The sequence below is a fragment of the Serratia sp. BNK-4 genome (assembly GCF_048685115.1).
GTDB classification, from domain to species: Bacteria; Pseudomonadota; Gammaproteobacteria; order Enterobacterales; family Enterobacteriaceae; genus Serratia; species Serratia bockelmannii.
Genome location: NZ_JBLQTM010000001.1, coordinates 2,136,190 through 2,151,839 on the forward strand (window position 1 = coordinate 2,136,190; position 15,650 = coordinate 2,151,839).

General features: G+C 58.1%; 14 protein-coding genes and 2 pseudogenes. 12 read left to right on the forward strand and 4 right to left on the reverse strand.

Translation table 11 applies throughout. From position 1 onward, the window contains the following. The first annotated feature begins 20 nt into the window (after positions 1–20). Entirely contained in the window at positions 21–863 is an 843-nt protein-coding gene (gene licT / locus ACMGGW_RS10400; RefSeq protein WP_049206105.1) for a BglG family transcription antiterminator LicT, read from the forward strand. On the opposite strand, the gene ACMGGW_RS10405 is transcribed toward licT, so the two are convergent. Next, positions 848–1,762, reverse strand: coding sequence for a LysR family transcriptional regulator (locus ACMGGW_RS10405; RefSeq protein WP_043143219.1), 915 nt, complete (start codon positions 1,760–1,762; stop codon positions 848–850). The two genes, licT and ACMGGW_RS10405, sit on opposite strands and share 16 nt — an antisense overlap. 103 nt (positions 1,763–1,865) lie before the next feature. Between ACMGGW_RS10405 and ACMGGW_RS10410 the strand changes: the two genes are divergently transcribed. Beyond that, on the forward strand, positions 1,866–2,432 hold the full coding sequence (locus tag ACMGGW_RS10410; protein WP_060433884.1) for a chromate transporter: 567 nt from the start codon (positions 1,866–1,868) through the stop codon (positions 2,430–2,432). Next, positions 2,429–2,950 (forward strand): chromate transporter, encoded by a 522-nt coding sequence (locus tag ACMGGW_RS10415; RefSeq protein WP_025302761.1) that lies wholly within the window; start codon positions 2,429–2,431, stop codon positions 2,948–2,950. Before ACMGGW_RS10410 ends, ACMGGW_RS10415 begins: the two co-directional genes overlap by 4 nt. Positions 2,951–2,954: 4 nt before the next feature. Here ACMGGW_RS10415 and ACMGGW_RS10420 read toward each other — a convergent pair whose 3' ends face one another. Further along, positions 2,955–3,308, reverse strand: a complete 354-nt coding sequence (locus ACMGGW_RS10420) for a protease inhibitor Inh/omp19 family protein (protein WP_016927814.1) — start codon at positions 3,306–3,308, stop codon at positions 2,955–2,957. Positions 3,309–3,719: 411 nt separating this feature from the next. Here ACMGGW_RS10420 and ACMGGW_RS10425 point away from each other — a divergent pair, with 411 nt between their 5' ends. Continuing rightward, positions 3,720–5,336, forward strand: a complete 1,617-nt coding sequence (locus tag ACMGGW_RS10425; RefSeq protein ID WP_099816820.1) for a serralysin family metalloprotease — start codon at positions 3,720–3,722, stop codon at positions 5,334–5,336. 42 nt (positions 5,337–5,378) lie between these two features. On the opposite strand, the gene ACMGGW_RS10430 is transcribed toward ACMGGW_RS10425, so the two are convergent. After that, positions 5,379–6,029: a dihydrofolate reductase family protein gene (locus tag ACMGGW_RS10430; protein ID WP_167324295.1), complete on the reverse strand. Its 651-nt coding sequence runs from the start codon at positions 6,027–6,029 to the stop codon at positions 5,379–5,381. A gap of 69 nt (positions 6,030–6,098) precedes the next feature. Next, positions 6,099–7,120, reverse strand: a pseudogene (locus ACMGGW_RS10435) (alpha/beta fold hydrolase). 233 nt (positions 7,121–7,353) lie between these two features. On the opposite strand from ACMGGW_RS10435, the gene ACMGGW_RS10440 reads away from it, so the two are divergent. From ACMGGW_RS10440 to ACMGGW_RS10475, 8 genes and pseudogenes are all read left to right on the forward strand, one after another. Continuing rightward, a complete protein-coding gene (locus ACMGGW_RS10440; RefSeq protein WP_049207056.1) occupies positions 7,354–7,785 on the forward strand; it encodes a DcrB-related protein in 432 nt (143 codons plus the stop codon). 31 nt (positions 7,786–7,816) lie between these two features. Continuing rightward, the gene (locus ACMGGW_RS10445; RefSeq protein WP_167324296.1) at positions 7,817–12,115 is read left to right on the forward strand and encodes an RHS repeat-associated core domain-containing protein; all 4,299 of its coding nucleotides are present in this window, start codon (positions 7,817–7,819) and stop codon (positions 12,113–12,115) included. Positions 12,116–12,118: 3 nt separating this feature from the next. After that, a complete protein-coding gene (locus ACMGGW_RS10450; RefSeq protein WP_033633100.1) occupies positions 12,119–12,472 on the forward strand; it encodes a hypothetical protein in 354 nt (117 codons plus the stop codon). A 148-nt stretch (positions 12,473–12,620) separates the two neighbouring features. Continuing rightward, a pseudogene (locus tag ACMGGW_RS10455) lies at positions 12,621–13,700 on the forward strand (RHS repeat domain-containing protein); the annotation flags it as partial. After that, complete coding sequence (locus ACMGGW_RS10460; RefSeq protein WP_242405506.1) at positions 13,693–14,022, forward strand: hypothetical protein; 330 nt, start codon at positions 13,693–13,695, stop codon at positions 14,020–14,022. The pseudogene ACMGGW_RS10455 and the gene ACMGGW_RS10460, both read left to right, overlap by 8 nt. Positions 14,023–14,222: 200 nt before the next feature. Further along, the gene (locus ACMGGW_RS10465) at positions 14,223–14,609 is read left to right on the forward strand and encodes a hypothetical protein (protein WP_154219756.1); all 387 of its coding nucleotides are present in this window, start codon (positions 14,223–14,225) and stop codon (positions 14,607–14,609) included. A 141-nt stretch (positions 14,610–14,750) separates the two neighbouring features. Next, on the forward strand, positions 14,751–15,209 hold the full coding sequence (locus ACMGGW_RS10470) for a hypothetical protein (protein ID WP_025302773.1): 459 nt from the start codon (positions 14,751–14,753) through the stop codon (positions 15,207–15,209). Between the two features lie 12 nt (positions 15,210–15,221). Next, positions 15,222–15,623, forward strand: a complete 402-nt coding sequence (locus ACMGGW_RS10475; RefSeq protein ID WP_420279419.1) for a hypothetical protein — start codon at positions 15,222–15,224, stop codon at positions 15,621–15,623. The last annotated feature ends 27 nt before the right edge of the window (positions 15,624–15,650 follow it).

A 15,650-nucleotide genomic window follows, 5' to 3' on the forward strand; every position in this document is an offset into this window, starting at 1 on the left:
GCAAGGTGACGGCCGAGACGATGAAAGTCATTAAGGTGCTCAACAACAGTCTGGTGTTAACCGCGGACGACGATAACCGTGAGGTTATCGTCATGGGCAAGGGAATTGGTTTTAACAGCAAAACCGGAGACGAGATCAACTCGGCCGCCATTGAGAAAGTGTATGTGGTGCAGGAGGGGCAAAAGGGGCGGGATTACCTGCGGCTGATTGAAACTGCCCCGACGGAACACATCGAAATTGTGCAGATGATCCTCAGTGAGGCCAACCGCCAACTGAACGGCAACATTAATGAACAGATTTTCTTTACGCTGGTGGATCACGTCAGTTTTGCTATCGAACGTCATCACAAGGGTATCGCCATCCAAAACCGCCTGCTGTTCGAGGTGAAGCGTTTCTATCCGCGAGAGTTTGCGGTGGGGCTGCAAGCCTTGGCCTACATTAACCAGCGGCTGAATATCCATCTGCCTGAAGAGGAAGCGGGCAATATCGCCTTTCATCTGGTCAACGGCCAGACCGAAGTGCAAAACATGGAGCACACGTTGCTGGCGGTGAAGATGCTGAAAGATGTTTTCAATATCATCAAATACCACTTTCGCCTCAATATCGACACCGATTCGCTGAACTACGCGCGCTTTTTAGTGCATATGCAGTTCTTTATCCAGCGCATGCTCGACGGCAAACAGATGACCTCGAAGGCCGATTTTCTGTTTGCTCAGATGACGGCCGAGTACCCGCATGCCTATCGTGGCGCGCTATTGATCCGCGATTACGTGAAGAATCTGCTGCAAATGGAGATGTCGAACGATGAGCTGCTGTATTTGATGATCCACCTGACGCGCATCACCGATCAGCCCGAGGCCTGAACCGCCTCGGCGACCAGTTCGCGAAAGCGCTCGACGATCGGCGAGGCCGGGCTATGGCGCAGCGCCAGGTAAAGCGGGGCGCTGAGCTGCGCTTCTTCGGCGAGGGTGCGGTAGACAATGCCGTCGCCGCCCAGCCGCCGCATCGAGCCGGGCACGATTGACAACCCCAGCCCGGCGCCGACCAGGCTGAGGGTGGCCGGCAGGCGCGGCGCTTCCTGCACGATGCGCGGGCTGAAGCCGGCGCGGTGGCAGGCGGCCAGGATGGCGTCGTACAGCCCCTGGCCGGCCGGACGGCGATAGAGAATAAACGCCTCGTGGGCCAGTTCGGCCAGCGGCAGCGGTTGCTGCGTTTCTTGCGCCAGCCGGTGGCCCAGCGGCAGGGCGACGATCATCGGCTCGCTGAGCACCGGCTCGACGCTCAGGCCGGGAATGCCGTTGGCCGGCGAACGCACGAAGGCGGCGTCGAGGCGCTGTTCCAGCAACGCCTCCATCAGTTCGCCGCTGCCGGCTTCTTCCAACTGGGTGGTGATACCCGGCAGGATGTCGCGGTAGCGGCGCAGCAGGTTGGGCACGAACGGATGCAGCGCGGCGGAGCTGGTAAAACCGATGGCGATGTGGCCCTGCTCGCCACGGGCGGCGCGCTGTACCGCTTCGCGCAGGCGTTCGGCGCGCGCCAGCAGGGCACGGGCCTCTTCAAACAGCACGCCCCCCGCTTCGGTGACGCGCACGCCGCGCGGCAGGCGCTGCAACAAGGTTACACCCAGTTCGTCTTCCAGCCCCTGCAGCAGGCGGGTCAGCGGCGGCTGTTGGATAAACAGCCGCTCGGCGGCGCGGGTGATGTTGCCTTCTTCCACCACGGTGACGAATGCCCGCAGGCGACGCAGTTCGATCATAGCCATACCTCAAAGGTATTGTTAGTTTCTCCGGAATGCATTAGACATCATGGCACGGCGGCGCGCATGATACCAGACATCAAAACAAGCGATGTGGAACGGCAATGTCATGTCAGATATCAATACGTTAAAACCGCACCCGGCGGCAGCGCCGGGTAATGCGGAGCTGTTTTTGGGCTTTCTGTGGCTGGGGCTGATCGGCTTCGGCGGCGTGCTGCCGATGGCGCGCAGTATGCTGGTGGAGCGCCGGCGCTGGCTGAGCGGCGAACAGTTTACCGAACTGCTCGGTCTGTGCCAGTTCCTGCCCGGCGGCAATGTGATCAACCTGTCGGTGGCGGTTGGCATGGAGTTTCGCGGGCTGCGCGGCGCGCTGTGCGCCTTGCTGGGCCTCATCAGCGCGCCGACGGCGATCGTGGTGGGGCTGGGCGTGGTGTACGCCCGCTTCCAAAACGATCCGCATGTGCAGCATGTGTTCGCCGGGCTGGCCGCCGCCGCCGCCGGGCTGCTGCTGTCTACCGGGATCAAGATGCTGCTGCCGCTGCGCGGTAAATGGCCGGCGCTGGCGATCGTCGCGCTGGCGCTGATCGCCATCGCCTGGCTGCGCCTGCCGCTGTTGCCGACCATGCTGGTGCTGGCGCCGCTGAGCATTTTGCTGATGTGGCGGTGGCCGTCATGAGCGGGGTGTTGATTGCGTTAGCGCTGATCTTCACCGAACTCTCTCTGCTGGCGTTCGGAGGCGGCATGACCATTCTGCCGGAAATGCAGCGGCAGGTGGTGGAGGTGCATCAGTGGATGAGCGCCCAGGAGTTCAGCGCGCTGTTCGCCATGGCGCAGGCCGCGCCGGGGCCGAACATGATGATCGTGCCGCTGGTCGGCTGGCACGTGGCCGGCTGGGCGGGGCTGCTGGTGTCTTCGATCGCCAAGTTCGGGCCGTCTTCCATCGTTACGCTATTGGTGATGGGCGCCTGGCGGCGCTTTAAGGATCGCCCGTGGCGCCGCATCGTGCAGGCCGGACTGGTGCCGCTGACCGTGGGGTTGGTGGCGGCCAGCGGTATCTTGATCGCCGAGGCTTCCGCGCCCAGCTGGCGGCTGGCGGCAATCGTGGCGCTGGCGACGGGGTTGAGCATGAGCAAGCGCCTCCATCCGCTGTGGGTGCTGGCGGGCGGCGCGCTGCTCGGGTTACTGTTCGCCTGAAGGGTTAGCGCGGGATCAGTACAAAGCGCGAAGGGCCATTGCGGTCGATCAGCTCATAGCGCTTCGGCGCGGTCAGGGCCAGAAACGCCACCATGCTCCCTTCGGCGTCGGTCAGCGTCATGCCGTCCGGCGTCGGCCGCCAGGCGACCGGCAGCGCGTGCAGCGCCAGCGGCTGCAGGCATTGGGCGGAGGCGCTGAAACGGAAAGCGTTGGTGTTGGCCACCGCTTCGTCGCTCAGCTGCACCTCGCAGACGGTTTTACCGTCGCCGATGGCGGCGAGCTGCCAGTCGCCCTTCAGCGCGGCGGGTTCCAGCAACGGCAGTGAACTGCCCAGGGCACTGCTGCACAATATGCTCATAACGACTCCTGTCAGGCTGGCGCGGCGCAAGGCGCGCATAAGGAAATGGGTTGGCATCGGGTCACTCCTTTCGGCTGTCCGTTCACACTTTAGCACGTACCTATCTTGATGATGAGGGAAGGATTAGGTTTTTTAATCCTCGATTATTCTGATCTGATCGGTGATAAAATACGCAAAAAGACGAATAATTAACCCGTTAATGCGCTCATTTTTCTCATTAATATAGTGAGAATACAAATTGTTATGCGTATCTCCATCTCTATGCCCGGCGCGGTGAAGCCAGGCCGGGTGGGCTCGCGCCAGCGGGGTGAGTCACTATACTGGTCATTCCTAAGCCTTGGCTTAGATTAGAACGACTGATGAATAGTCTTACAAAGCGAGTGGGTTCCTATTGTGTAAAAGGAGAATACAATGCGCAGTCGCCACAACGACATTTTGCAAGATGACGATGAGTTCACCAGCCTGGCCGCCACATCCCCCAACGATCATAACTATCAGTTTTACTATCACCAGCCCGGCAGCCCCTATGACGGATTGGGCTACGGCGCGCTGTTCACGCTGGACAACGCTAACCTGTACAGCAACCAGCGCGGCGGGGCGGCGATTAATAATTTGGGTAAAATCCGCGATAACTTCAGCTTCGATCGCGCCGCCGATCAGCTGACGCGGCCGGGCCTGACGCACAACGGCGACCAGGTGTATCACCAGCCGGTCGCGCTGACCTATTCCTTCCTGACGCAGAGCGCGCTGAACCGCATCGGCCAGACCGGTGACGGCGACAAGGGGTTGCAGCCGTTGACCCAGGCGGCGCAGGCTCAGGCGCTGAAATCGATGCAGGCGTGGGCCGACGTGGCGAACGTGACCTTTACCGAGGCGGCGTCCACCGATATCAACCACCGAGCGGACATCACCTTCGCGTACTTCACCCAGCGCGCCGACGGTAGCACCGCCGCCGGCAGCGGCCCGAATGCCATCAACGCGTACGCCTATTACCCGCCGAGCGCCAAACCGGGCAGCGATAACGCCTTTGCGGGCACGGTGTGGTTCAACAAGAACTTTGCCACCCATCAGGCGCCGGTTAGCGGTGACTTCAGCAGCCAGACCTTCACCCACGAGTTGGGGCATGCCCTGGGGCTGGCGCACCCGGGATCTTATGACGCGTCGCTGGGCAACCCGAGCTACCAGAACGATGCCGCCTATTATCAGGATTCGTTGCAATACTCGATCATGAGCTATTTCAACGCCGGTTACACCGGCGCCGACACCAAAGGGGTGTACGGCTATGGCCCGATGGTGGATGACATCGCCGCGATCCAAAAATTGTACGGCGCCAACATGAGCACCCGCACCGGCGACACGGTGTACGGCTTCAACTCCAACACCGGGCGCGATTTCCTGACCGCCACGGCGGACAACGGCAAACCGGTCAACTTCGCGGTGTGGGACGCCGGCGGCAACGACACGCTGGACTTCTCCGGCTACAGCCAGCAGCAGATGATCAATCTGAACGACGGCGCGTTCTCCAGCGTCGGCGGCGGCACGCAGAACGTCGCCATCGCGCGCGGGGCGATCATCGAGAACGCCATCGGCGGCAGCGGGCGCGATGTGATCATCGGCAACGATCAGGACAACCTGCTGGCGGGCAACGCCGGCTCCGATATCCTGTACGGCGGCCTGGGGGCGGATCATCTGTGGGGCGGCAAAGATGCCAATAACTTCACCGACTATTTCGTCTACCTCAATGCCAAAGAGTCCACGGTGGCGGCGTTCGACGTGATTGAAGACTTCGAGCACGGCATCGACAAGATCGATCTCTCCGGCCTGCGCTTCAACAACAGCCTGAGCGAGCTGCGCTTTATCGACAGCGGCAGCGCCTTCAGCGGTCAGAAAGGCGAGATCCAGCTCAACTTCGACGCCTTCAACGGCACCACCGATCTGCTGATGAACACCCAGAGCAACAGCTACGCCGCCGACTTCAAGATCCACGTGGTCGGGCAGGTCGAACAGAGCGATATTTTGTTTGCCTGAGGTGATGAAGGGGAAAGAGAAAAGGGCCGAACGGCCCTTTTTTTACGGCTGGGCCGCCGCCGCGCTTTCCGCCACGAAGGAACCGGTCGTCACCTCGCCGGCGCGGCGGTAGTGGGCCACGATCACGCCGCCGGGCGAGACCACCGAGTGGGTCAGCGTGAAGGCCGCCGGCGCCGCGTTGTCATCGAACAGCCGCTTGCCGCCGCCGAGCAGCACCGGGTAGGTGAGCAAGCGCAGTTCATCCACCAGATCGTTGGCCAGCAGCTGTTGCATCAGCGTGCTGCTGCCCTGCACCAGCAGCACCGGCCCCTGGGTGCGCTTCAGCTCGCGCAGCCGGGCGAGGATGTCTTGCCCCAGCCACTGGCTGTTCTCCCACGTCAGCGTCTCGCCGTGGTGGGTGGCGACGTACTTGGCCGCCTGATTGAACGTGCGGGCGATGTCGGCGGAAAACGGATCGGCCTCGTCGGTGATATGCGGCCAGTAGCCGGCGAAGATATCGTAGGTGCGCCGCCCGAGCAGCAGATCGAAAGGCGCAGAGAAAAGATCGCTCATCGTTTCCGCGACGGCGTCATCCCAGTAGGGGGCGGTCCAACCGCCGAAGCGAAAGCCGCCGCTGCGGTCTTCGTCCTGCCCGCCGGGCGCCTGCATCACGCCGTCGAGGCTGACGAACGCGCTGGCAATAATCTGTCGCATGGCTGTCTCCTGCAATTGAGTGCCAGCTGAAAGTTTAGCCGCCGCGCGGCGGCTGCGCCAACCGGCCGCTCAGGGTTGCAGCGCCTTGAGCAACGCCTGATGGAAGCGCGCCGGCTCCTCCATTTGCGGCGCATGGCCCAGCCCGGCGAACTCGATCAGCGTGGCGTGCGGGATAAGTTTCGCCGCCTGTTTGCCCAGCACCGCGTAATGCCCGATTTTGGCCTTGACTGCCGGCGGGGCGATATCGCTGCCGATGGCGGTGGTGTCGGCGGTGCCGATCATCAGCGTGGTGGGGGTTTGCAGATCCTTGAACTCGTAGTACACCGGCTGGGTGAAGATCATGTCGTAGATCAGCGCCGAGTTCCACGCCACCAGGCGGTGGCCCGGCCCGTTGTTCAGCCCGGCCCGTTGTTCAGCCCGGCCAGCATATCCACCCAGCGATCGTACTCCGGCTTCCAGCGGCCGCCGTAGTAGGTGTGCTGCTCATAATTGCGGATGCCCTCGGCGGTGGTGTTCAGCTCGCGCGCGAACCATTGATCGACGCTGCGCCACGGCACGCCTTTCGCCTTCCAGTCCTCGAGGCCGATCGGGTTGACCATCACCAGCCGTTCCACCGCCTGCGGATACATCAGGCTGTAGCGCGTGGCCAGCATGCCGCCGGTGGAGTGGCCGATGACGATGGCCTTGCTGATGTTCAGGTTCTGCAGCAGGCCGTGGGTATTTTGCGCCAGCTGCTGGAAGCTGTACTGGTAATGCGCCGGCTTGGTAGAGGAGCAAAAGCCGATTTGGTCCGGCGCGATCACGCGGTAGCCGGCCTTGCTCAGCGCCTTGATGGTGTCCTGCCAGGTGGCGGCGCAGAAGTTTTTACCGTGCAGCAACAGCGCGGTGCGGCCGTTGGCGGCGCCTTCCGGCGGCACGTCCATATAGCCCATTTTTAACGGCTGCCCCTGCGAGGTGAAGCTGAACTGCTGCAACGGGTAGGGGTAGTGAAAGCCCTGCAGCTCCGGGCCGAACGTCGGCGTTTCGGCGGCGCCGGCGTTGAACGCGGCCAGCGCGGCGCACAGCAGCGCACTACGGGTGAATCTCAGCATCCTGATCTCCTGAAAACGGACGAGAGCCGAGTATAGCCATAATCGGCGCGGCGGCGCGCCAGTGGTTTCAGATAATTCTGTATATGACGGTTTGATTCCCGGCCAGATTCCGGGCAACGCTCTTTTTCACAGTGAACGCGGTCACGCCGCGCAACATTGGCGGCGCCTGATGGTTTTATTTCAAGGCTAAGTTATGCGATGCTTAAGCATTATTTATGCAAAAGGATCCTCGCATGTCCGCTTTATCCCGCTGCGCTTTCAGCGAAGGCAGCGTCGCTTTGCCGGAAGGCTATGCCGATCGCACGGTCAACGTCCTGTTGGCCGGCGATGATGTTTCCCCCTCAGTCAATATTTCCCGCGATGCGCTGCAGCCGGCGGAGAACCTGGAAGGCTACGTCACCCGCCAGCTCGATGCGCTGGCACAGGGGCTGAAAGGTTGGGCGTTCAAAAGCCGCGAGCCGGCGACGCTGGGCGATGGGCTGGCCGCCGGTGAATGGGTGCGCGCCAGCTACCTGCGCGACGGCAAACGCATCTGGCAGAACCAGGCGGTGTTCGCCCTGGCGGAAGGCCGGGTGCTGGTGTTCACCCTGGCGATGGCGCGCAAGCTGACGCCACAAGACGACGCGCTGCTGCAGCAGGTGCTGAGCAGCTACCGGGCGGCCTAACGATGAACTCTTTGCGTAAAAGGACCTTACGATGACCGAAGCGGCTCGCGTCGGCGATATTATCGGGCATTCCCATGCCCTGGCCGGCATGATTGCCGGCACCCTTGTCGGCGGCCTGATCGCCGCCGCAGGCGCGGTGGCGGCGGGGGCGCTGTTCGTCGCCGGCCTGGCGGCCTCCTGTATCGGCGTCGGCGTGCTGCTTATCGGCGCCAGCCTGGCGGTGGGGTATCTCACCGGGGAGGCGGCCACCGCGGCGCGCGACGGCATTGCCGACGCCGGTGCCGGTAGCCTGACCCCCAAAGGCAATATCGTCACCGGTTCCCCCAACGTTTTCATCAACGGCAAACCCGCCGCGCTCGCCACCAATAGCCAGGTGGCCTGCAGCGACGACGGCCCGAGCATGCAGATGGCGCAGGGCTCCGACAAGGTCAGCATCAACGGCCAGCCCGCCTCGCGCGTGGGGGACAAAACCAACTGCGACGCGCAGGTGATGGAAGGTTCGCCCAACGTGTTTATCGGCGGCGGCACCGTCACCACCTTGCCGATCAAGCCCGAAGTGCCGGATTGGCTGTACAAGGTCTCTGACCTGACGCTGCTGTTCGCCGGCCTGGTGGGCGGCGTGGGCGGCGCCGCCGGCAAGTTGGGGGCGCTCGGCAAACTGCTGGGCAAGCTGCCCGGCATCAACAAACTGGCGCGCATCGCCTGCCGTGCCGGCACCCTGATGACCGCGACCGCCGCGGTTGGCATTATCGCCCGGCCGGTGGATATCGTCAGCGGCCAGAAATTCCTCGACGGCGAAGACGATCTCGATTTCGTGCTGCCATCGCGCCTGCCGGTCGCCTGGCAGCGCTATTGGCGCAGCGGCAACCCCGGCGACAGCGTACTGGGCCGCGGCTGGAACCTGTTCTGGGAGAGCAGCCTGCAGCCGTATCAGGACGGCCTGGTGTGGCGCGCGCCTTCCGGCGACTTCGTCGCTTTCCCTATGGTGCCGCGCGGCCACAAAACTTACTGCGAAGCCGAAAAATGCTGGCTGATGCACAACGATGACGGCAGCTGGCAGCTGTTTGACGTCGGCGAACAGATTTTCCACTACCCGCCGCTGGCGGGCGAGCAGCCGAGCCGGCTCAGCATGATCACCGACGCCATCGGCAACGCCACCTCGCTGTTTTACGACGACGAGGGGCTGCTGAGCGAACTGGTGGACAGCGCCGGGCAGCGCCTGATGTGCCGCTATGCGCAGGGCCGCCTGCGCGAAGTGGCGCTGCAAACCGCCGAAGGCGAACGGACGCTGGCGCGCTACGGTTACGATGAGCAGGGCCAACTGACGACGGTGAGCAACCGCGCCGGTGAGGTGACGCGCCGCTTTGGCTGGCGCGACGGCCTGATGATCAGCCACCAGGACGCCGCCGGGCTGCTGAACGAATACCAATGGCAAGAGATCGACGGCGTGCCGCGCGTGACGGCCTACCGCAACAGCGCCGGAGAATCCCTTGAGTTCGGTTACGACTTCGCCGGCGGGCGCCGCAGCGCGGTGCGCGGCGACGGCAAGCGCGCGGAGTGGCGGCTGGATGACGACGACAACGTGGCGCAGTACACCGATTTCGACCAGCGCCGCTACGGTTTTATCTACCAACGCGGCGAGCTGTGCAGCGTGCTGCTGCCCGGCGGCGCGCAGCGCCAGAGCGAATGGGATCCTTATGGCCGCCTGCTGTCGGAGACCGATCCGCTCGGCCGCGTGACGCGCTATCAATATTCGCGCAACAGCGGCCGGCTGTTCGCCGTCGCGTACCCGGATGGCAGCAGCGAGGCGCAGCACTGGGACACGCTGGGGCGCCCGACGCGTTATGTCGATGCCCTGGGCAATGCCACGCTGTACCGCTATCCGGATGACGAAGAGAGCCTGCCGGCCAGTGTGATCGACGCGCTGGGCGGGGAAGTGAAGCTGGAGTGGGACGCCCGCGGCCAGCTGACGCGCTACACCGACTGTTCCGGCAGCGTCACGGCTTATACCTACGATGCGCTGGGGCAACTGACGGCGCAGACCGATGCCGAAGGCCACCAGACGCGCTACCTATGGGATAACGGCGGGCGCCTGCACACCCTGATCCACCCGGACGGCGGCGAAGAGCGTTTTAACTGGAATGCGCACGGCCAGCTGGCCGAACATCAGGACGCGCTGGGCAGCCTGACCCGCTGGCAGTACAACGCCCTGGGGTTGCCGGTCAGCATCACCGATCGCATCAACCGCACCCGGCGCTATCACTACAGCCCGCAGGGCTGGCTGACGCGGCTGGAGAACGGCAACGGCGGCGACTACCGCTTCAGCTACGATGCGGTGGGCCGCGTGCTGGCCGAAGAACGCCCGGACGACACCCGCCACTATTATCGTTACGGCGCGGCCGGGCTGCTGGAAGAGCACCGTGAGGTCGGCCTGCCGGGCGGCGCGGGCGAGCTGACTCAGCGCGAACAGCGCTTCCGCTTCGACGAGGCCGGGCAGCTGGTCTGGCGCAGTAACGCCAGTGCGGAATGGCATTACCGTTTCGACGCCATGGGGCGGCTGCGTGAGCTGAACCGCCTGCCGACGGCGAGCGGCGTGGCGTTGGGGATCGAGCCGGACAGCGTGCAGATGCGCTATGACGCCGCCGGGCGGCTGCTCGGCGAGCAGGGCGTGAACGGCGAGCTGCAATACCAGTGGGATGCGCTGGCCAACCTGCAGGCGCTGACGCTGCCGCAGGGCGATCGCCTGCAGTGGTTGTATTACGGCTCCGGCCACGCCAGCGCCATCAAATTCAACCAGCAGGTGGTGAGCGAGTTCACCCGCGATCGCCTGCACCGGGAAACCGGCCGCAGTCAGGGCGCGCTGCAGCAGCAGCGGCGTTACGACGCCATGGGCCGCCGCAGCTGGCAGAGCAGCGCCTTCGGCCACGACAAACTGACCCGGCCGGAAGACGGCGTGCTGTGGCGCGCTTATCGCTACACCGGCCGCGGCGAGCTGGCCGGGGTGAGCGACGCGCTGCGCGGCGAAGTGCACTACGGTTACGACGCCGAGGGCCGCCTGCTGCAACACCGCGAACCCAATCAGGGCAAACCGGGCGCGCGGCTGGTGTACGACCTGGCGGATAACCTGCTGGGCGAGCGCAGCCCGCAGAGCGATATCGACGCGCACCTGCCGCTGGCGCCGATCGCCGACAACCGCCTGACGCACTGGCAAAAACTGTTTTACCGTTACGATGCCTGGGGCAACCTGATCAGCCGGCGCAACGGTCTGTACGAACAGCACTACCGCTACGACGCCGACAACCGGCTGGTGCAGGCGCACGGCCGCGGCCCGCAGGGCGAGTTCGAGGCGCAGTACCATTACGACGCGCTGGGACGCCGCAGCCGCAAAACGGTGCACTACAAGGGCAAAACCGAACAGACGACCCATTTCCTGTGGCAGGGTTATCGGTTGCTGCAGGAGCAGCGCGACGACGGCAGCCGCCGCAGCTGGAGCTACGATCCGGCCAGCCCGTGGAGCCCGCTGGCGGCGCTGGAGCAGGCAGGCGACAGCCGCTCGGCGGATATTTACTGGTATCACACCGATCTGAACAGCGCGCCGCTGGAGGTGACCGACGCGGCGGGCAACCTGTGCTGGTCCGGGCAATACGACACCTTCGGCAAGCTGCAGGGCCAGACGGTGGCCGGCGCGGCGAAGCGGCAGGGCGCGCAATACCAGCAGCCGCTGCGCTACGCCGGGCAATATCAGGACGACGAAAGCGGCCTGCACTACAACCTGTTCCGCTACTACGAACCCGAGGTGGGGCGTTTCACCACGCAGGATCCGATAGGGCTGCGCGGCGGGTTGAACCTGTATCAGTATGCGCCGAACCCGCTGATGTGGGTGGATCCGCTGGGGTTATCTGTAGAAGGAGTTCCACATGGCTTTAATAGTTTCGGCCAATTTAAACAGTTCGGTGAAGCATTACAGGCAGGAATGAGTAAATTAGGATATCCCGGCACAGTTTCATATATGCAAGGAAGCTCCGTATCGGGGGTAAGTTTCTCTACAGGTCAACCATTTGATGTTGGCCGTGTTAGTGATTTTGACGTTGCTATTTCACATCCTGAGCTATATCAAAAAGCAGAGCAGCTGGGAATAGGAAAAGGAGGGCGCACTGGACCAATTGATATGGGTAGTGAAATGGCTAAGAAATTAGGTATTGATGATACATTGCAAAAATTATCCAAAATGTCAGGAGGTAGACCTGTGAACGCAATGGTCTTTGAGTCTGCTGCTGAAGTTAAGGCTAAAGGAAAGGGAACTAGAATACCTGGTAAATGTGGTGGATAAATTATGAAAAAATTATATTTTTTAAAATATGGCAGTATTATATCAAAAAAAGAAGCGAGCAAATTACTGGACGATAAATGGGATATAACTTGCTCGGAGTATGATAGCTCCTATTTTGGTGTTTACTTTGCATATACTGGCCTTTATGCGGACAAGTTAACCATTACTGATAATTATATTCCTCACTCTAATGAGTGGTTAGAGGAGGATAACAAAGAGTTTAGCACGATAATTAAGGTGTCTTTCACTAATGGGAAGAATCCAGAAAAACTCAGCAGGTACAAATTCTTGAAGAATGCGTTTAATCAACTTGATGGATTATCGATCATAAGTGATGAGTGCATCGAAGAAGAGTGACCGACAAGCTGTCGAAAGGATCCTTTCTTTGGGGCACTTTAGTGTGCAGCATTAAATATGAGATATAAGATCAAAGCTTGAAAAGGAGATATTAGGTTCTTTAAAAATAAAAAAGGAAGAGTAAAAACATTAGATTGTTAGTTGCATCAAAGGCCGCCTGCTGCAACACAGCGAGCCCCATCAGGGCAAACCGGGCACGCGGCTGGTGTACGATCTGGCGGATAGCTACGACGCCGATAATCGGCTGGTGCAGGCGCACGGTCGCGGCCCGCAGGGCGAATTCGAGGCGCAGTATCATTACGACGCGCTGGGCCGCCGCAGCCGCAAGGTGGTGCGCTACAAGGGAAAAACCGAACAGACGACCCGTTTCCTGTGGCAGGGCTACCGGTTGCTGCAGGAGCAGCGCGACGACGGCAGCTGCCGCAGCTGGAGCTACGATCCGGCCAGCCCGTGGAGCCCGCTGGCGGCGCTGGAGCAGGCGGGCGACAGCCGCTCGGCGGATATTTACTGGTACCACACCGATCTGAACAGCGCGCCGCTGGAAGTGACCGACGCGGCGGGCAACCTGTGCTGGTCCGGTCAATACGACACCTTCGGCAAGCTGCAGGGCCAGACGGTGGCCGGCGCGGCGAAGCGGCAGGGCGCGCAATACCAGCAGCCGCTGCGCTACGCCGGGCAATATCAGGACGACGAAAGCGGCCTGCACTACAACCTGTTCCGCTACTACGAACCCGAGGTGGGGCGTTTCACCACGCAGGATCCGATAGGGCTGCGCGGCGGGCTGAACCTTTATCAGTATGCGCCGAACCCGCTGATGTGGGTGGATCCGTTGGGGTTGAGTGGTGAAAGTGTCTTTATACATTATACGGATAAAAGCGGTTTTGAGAGTATAATGAAAACAGGAGTTCTCGAGGCTAATGCCAAGGGGAAGGTTTATATAACAGATATACTTATGTCACCTAACGATGTCATGCGGGACATTCTTATTAATGATCCTAAGCATGTAGGAAGAGGTGATTATGCTATTATCTTTAAAGCAGATCCTGTGCAAATGAGTAACATAAAACAGTCATCTGCCCTTGAATACATTCATAATGGAAGGTTGAAGTTAAAAGATGTCCTTTACTCTGGGGGGAATGCTTATTCCATAGTATCTAAAATGAATTATGAAACGAGAAGTAAATTAACCTTTAATCAGATTAAGGCAAGGGGGAGCTGTGGTGGATGAAAATGAAAAGAAAATAATTGTTACTCAGGCTGAAATTAGTGCACTGAAGAAGCTTATAATGTATGTTAAGTTTTCTTGTGATGATGTTGAATCAATAGAGTATGCTGGTAGTTATGCAATCAATAGTTTCTTTGATAAGTTGATTGCTATTGATTATCTTGGAGAGTTTGAGCGAAAATTTTATGACATACAAAACCCGGACAATGAGATTGCAGTAATGAACAAAATTAATAAATATCAACATGATTCTTTAAATAAAATGAGTGACGAGACTATGAGGGAAGTCTTTAAACAATGTCTTCATCCATTTAAACCAAGATAAAGTATCTTAATAGGAGGGTAATACTCTCTCTTACTAACCACATAGTTCGAAGAGTTTATAAGCCTCCTGTGGCAGCACCGTCGGTTGTCGCAGGAGTGATGTGACAACGGCGACTGTTCGGCGAATATTTTCTGGTGTTACATTGTTCGGATTAGTGCGTTATTGGAAGTAAGTGACACGGTGTATAATCTAGGTGGGTAATGATTAATATGTTTGAAAATAATAGATTAATTGACAATCTGGTATTTTTGAATGAATCTAGTAAAAATGAAAGTGTCATTATGAATTTTTATTCTTGGGTCCATATTATTTATGGAGTGATTATTTTTTATGGAAGAAAAAGTGAAGAGGAAGCAAGTTACATAATTAACAATACGCCTATGTTTACAACACCACCCAAGAATTTCATGGAGGCCTGTATGTTAGGTCATGAGGATGAATATTATTGGGGTATGGTAATGTCACATGGTGATAGATATTTTGAGAAGGGTTTTCCTCGTACAGCACCGAATGATTATTTTGAATGGGAAGATAGTTATATAAAAGATCACAATCTTGAGAGAAACACTCTAGTTTTTAATGATTAAAATAAGTGATGTTGCTAGAGCCGACAGTTCTCAGTCGGTTCTAAATGTCTAGAGTGAAAAGTATCTAAAAGATCAGGTTTAATAATTTTGAAATATCCATCTGTACACATCGATAAATCACTTAATATTACGGTATCTAACATGATTGATTTTAACGCTAGGATCGTGTCGGGTGCTTCTATAGGTAATATCATTCTAAATGAAAATATTTCACTATATATTAATGAAATGTACTCCAGATTTAGCATTACAGTTAAAAAACACTTCCTACCTGACGGGAGTGAGCGAAAGTCATATACAGTCGACAATACCCTGACCGTCGTAACTGATAAAGACGGTGTCATTTTGTCACTTGGATGTAATGCTCATTATCAAGGGGGCTACAATGGAATCATATTCCCAGGAATGAAAATAATAGATATAATCAAGCTGACGACATCACAGAAAATATATAATGGTTCAATCATTATTAATGATGACTTTGGTATTTCGTTTATCCTCCCACCTCCATATGATGAGATCGCCGATGCGATAAACTATATTCCTGCCGGGGTGATAATAAACGAAATTTTCATATCTGATTTTTCATTCTGGCGTTAGCTTATGGAGTATATGAGTAAGTTTAGTGGGCATGTAATTAAATTTGGGGTGAGTGATATAGTTGTCACTGGCTACATAGGCTCGGATACGCCGCCGGTTTTTCACCCGATGTATGACAGGATTTACTTTATATCAGATGAAGCTATATTTGAACTTTACATCAATGATGATGGGGTTGTTAACTCACATCTGGTTGAAAACATCGCTCCGTGGTTTGAGGTGGATGAGGATGATAAATTTTCCATGATGTCAATTTATTCTCAATCATTTAAAACTGAGCAAGAGGTTAGGATAGTTGGAGTAAATCATAGTGACGTTCCGTTCTCAGGGGTTTTCTTAGAATATAAGGAGGGTGACGATGAGTGGTTATTGACTTTAGAACCAAATAATTTTTTCGGCTTTCTTATTTCATAGCTTAAAGGATTTGGAGATTGTTAAATA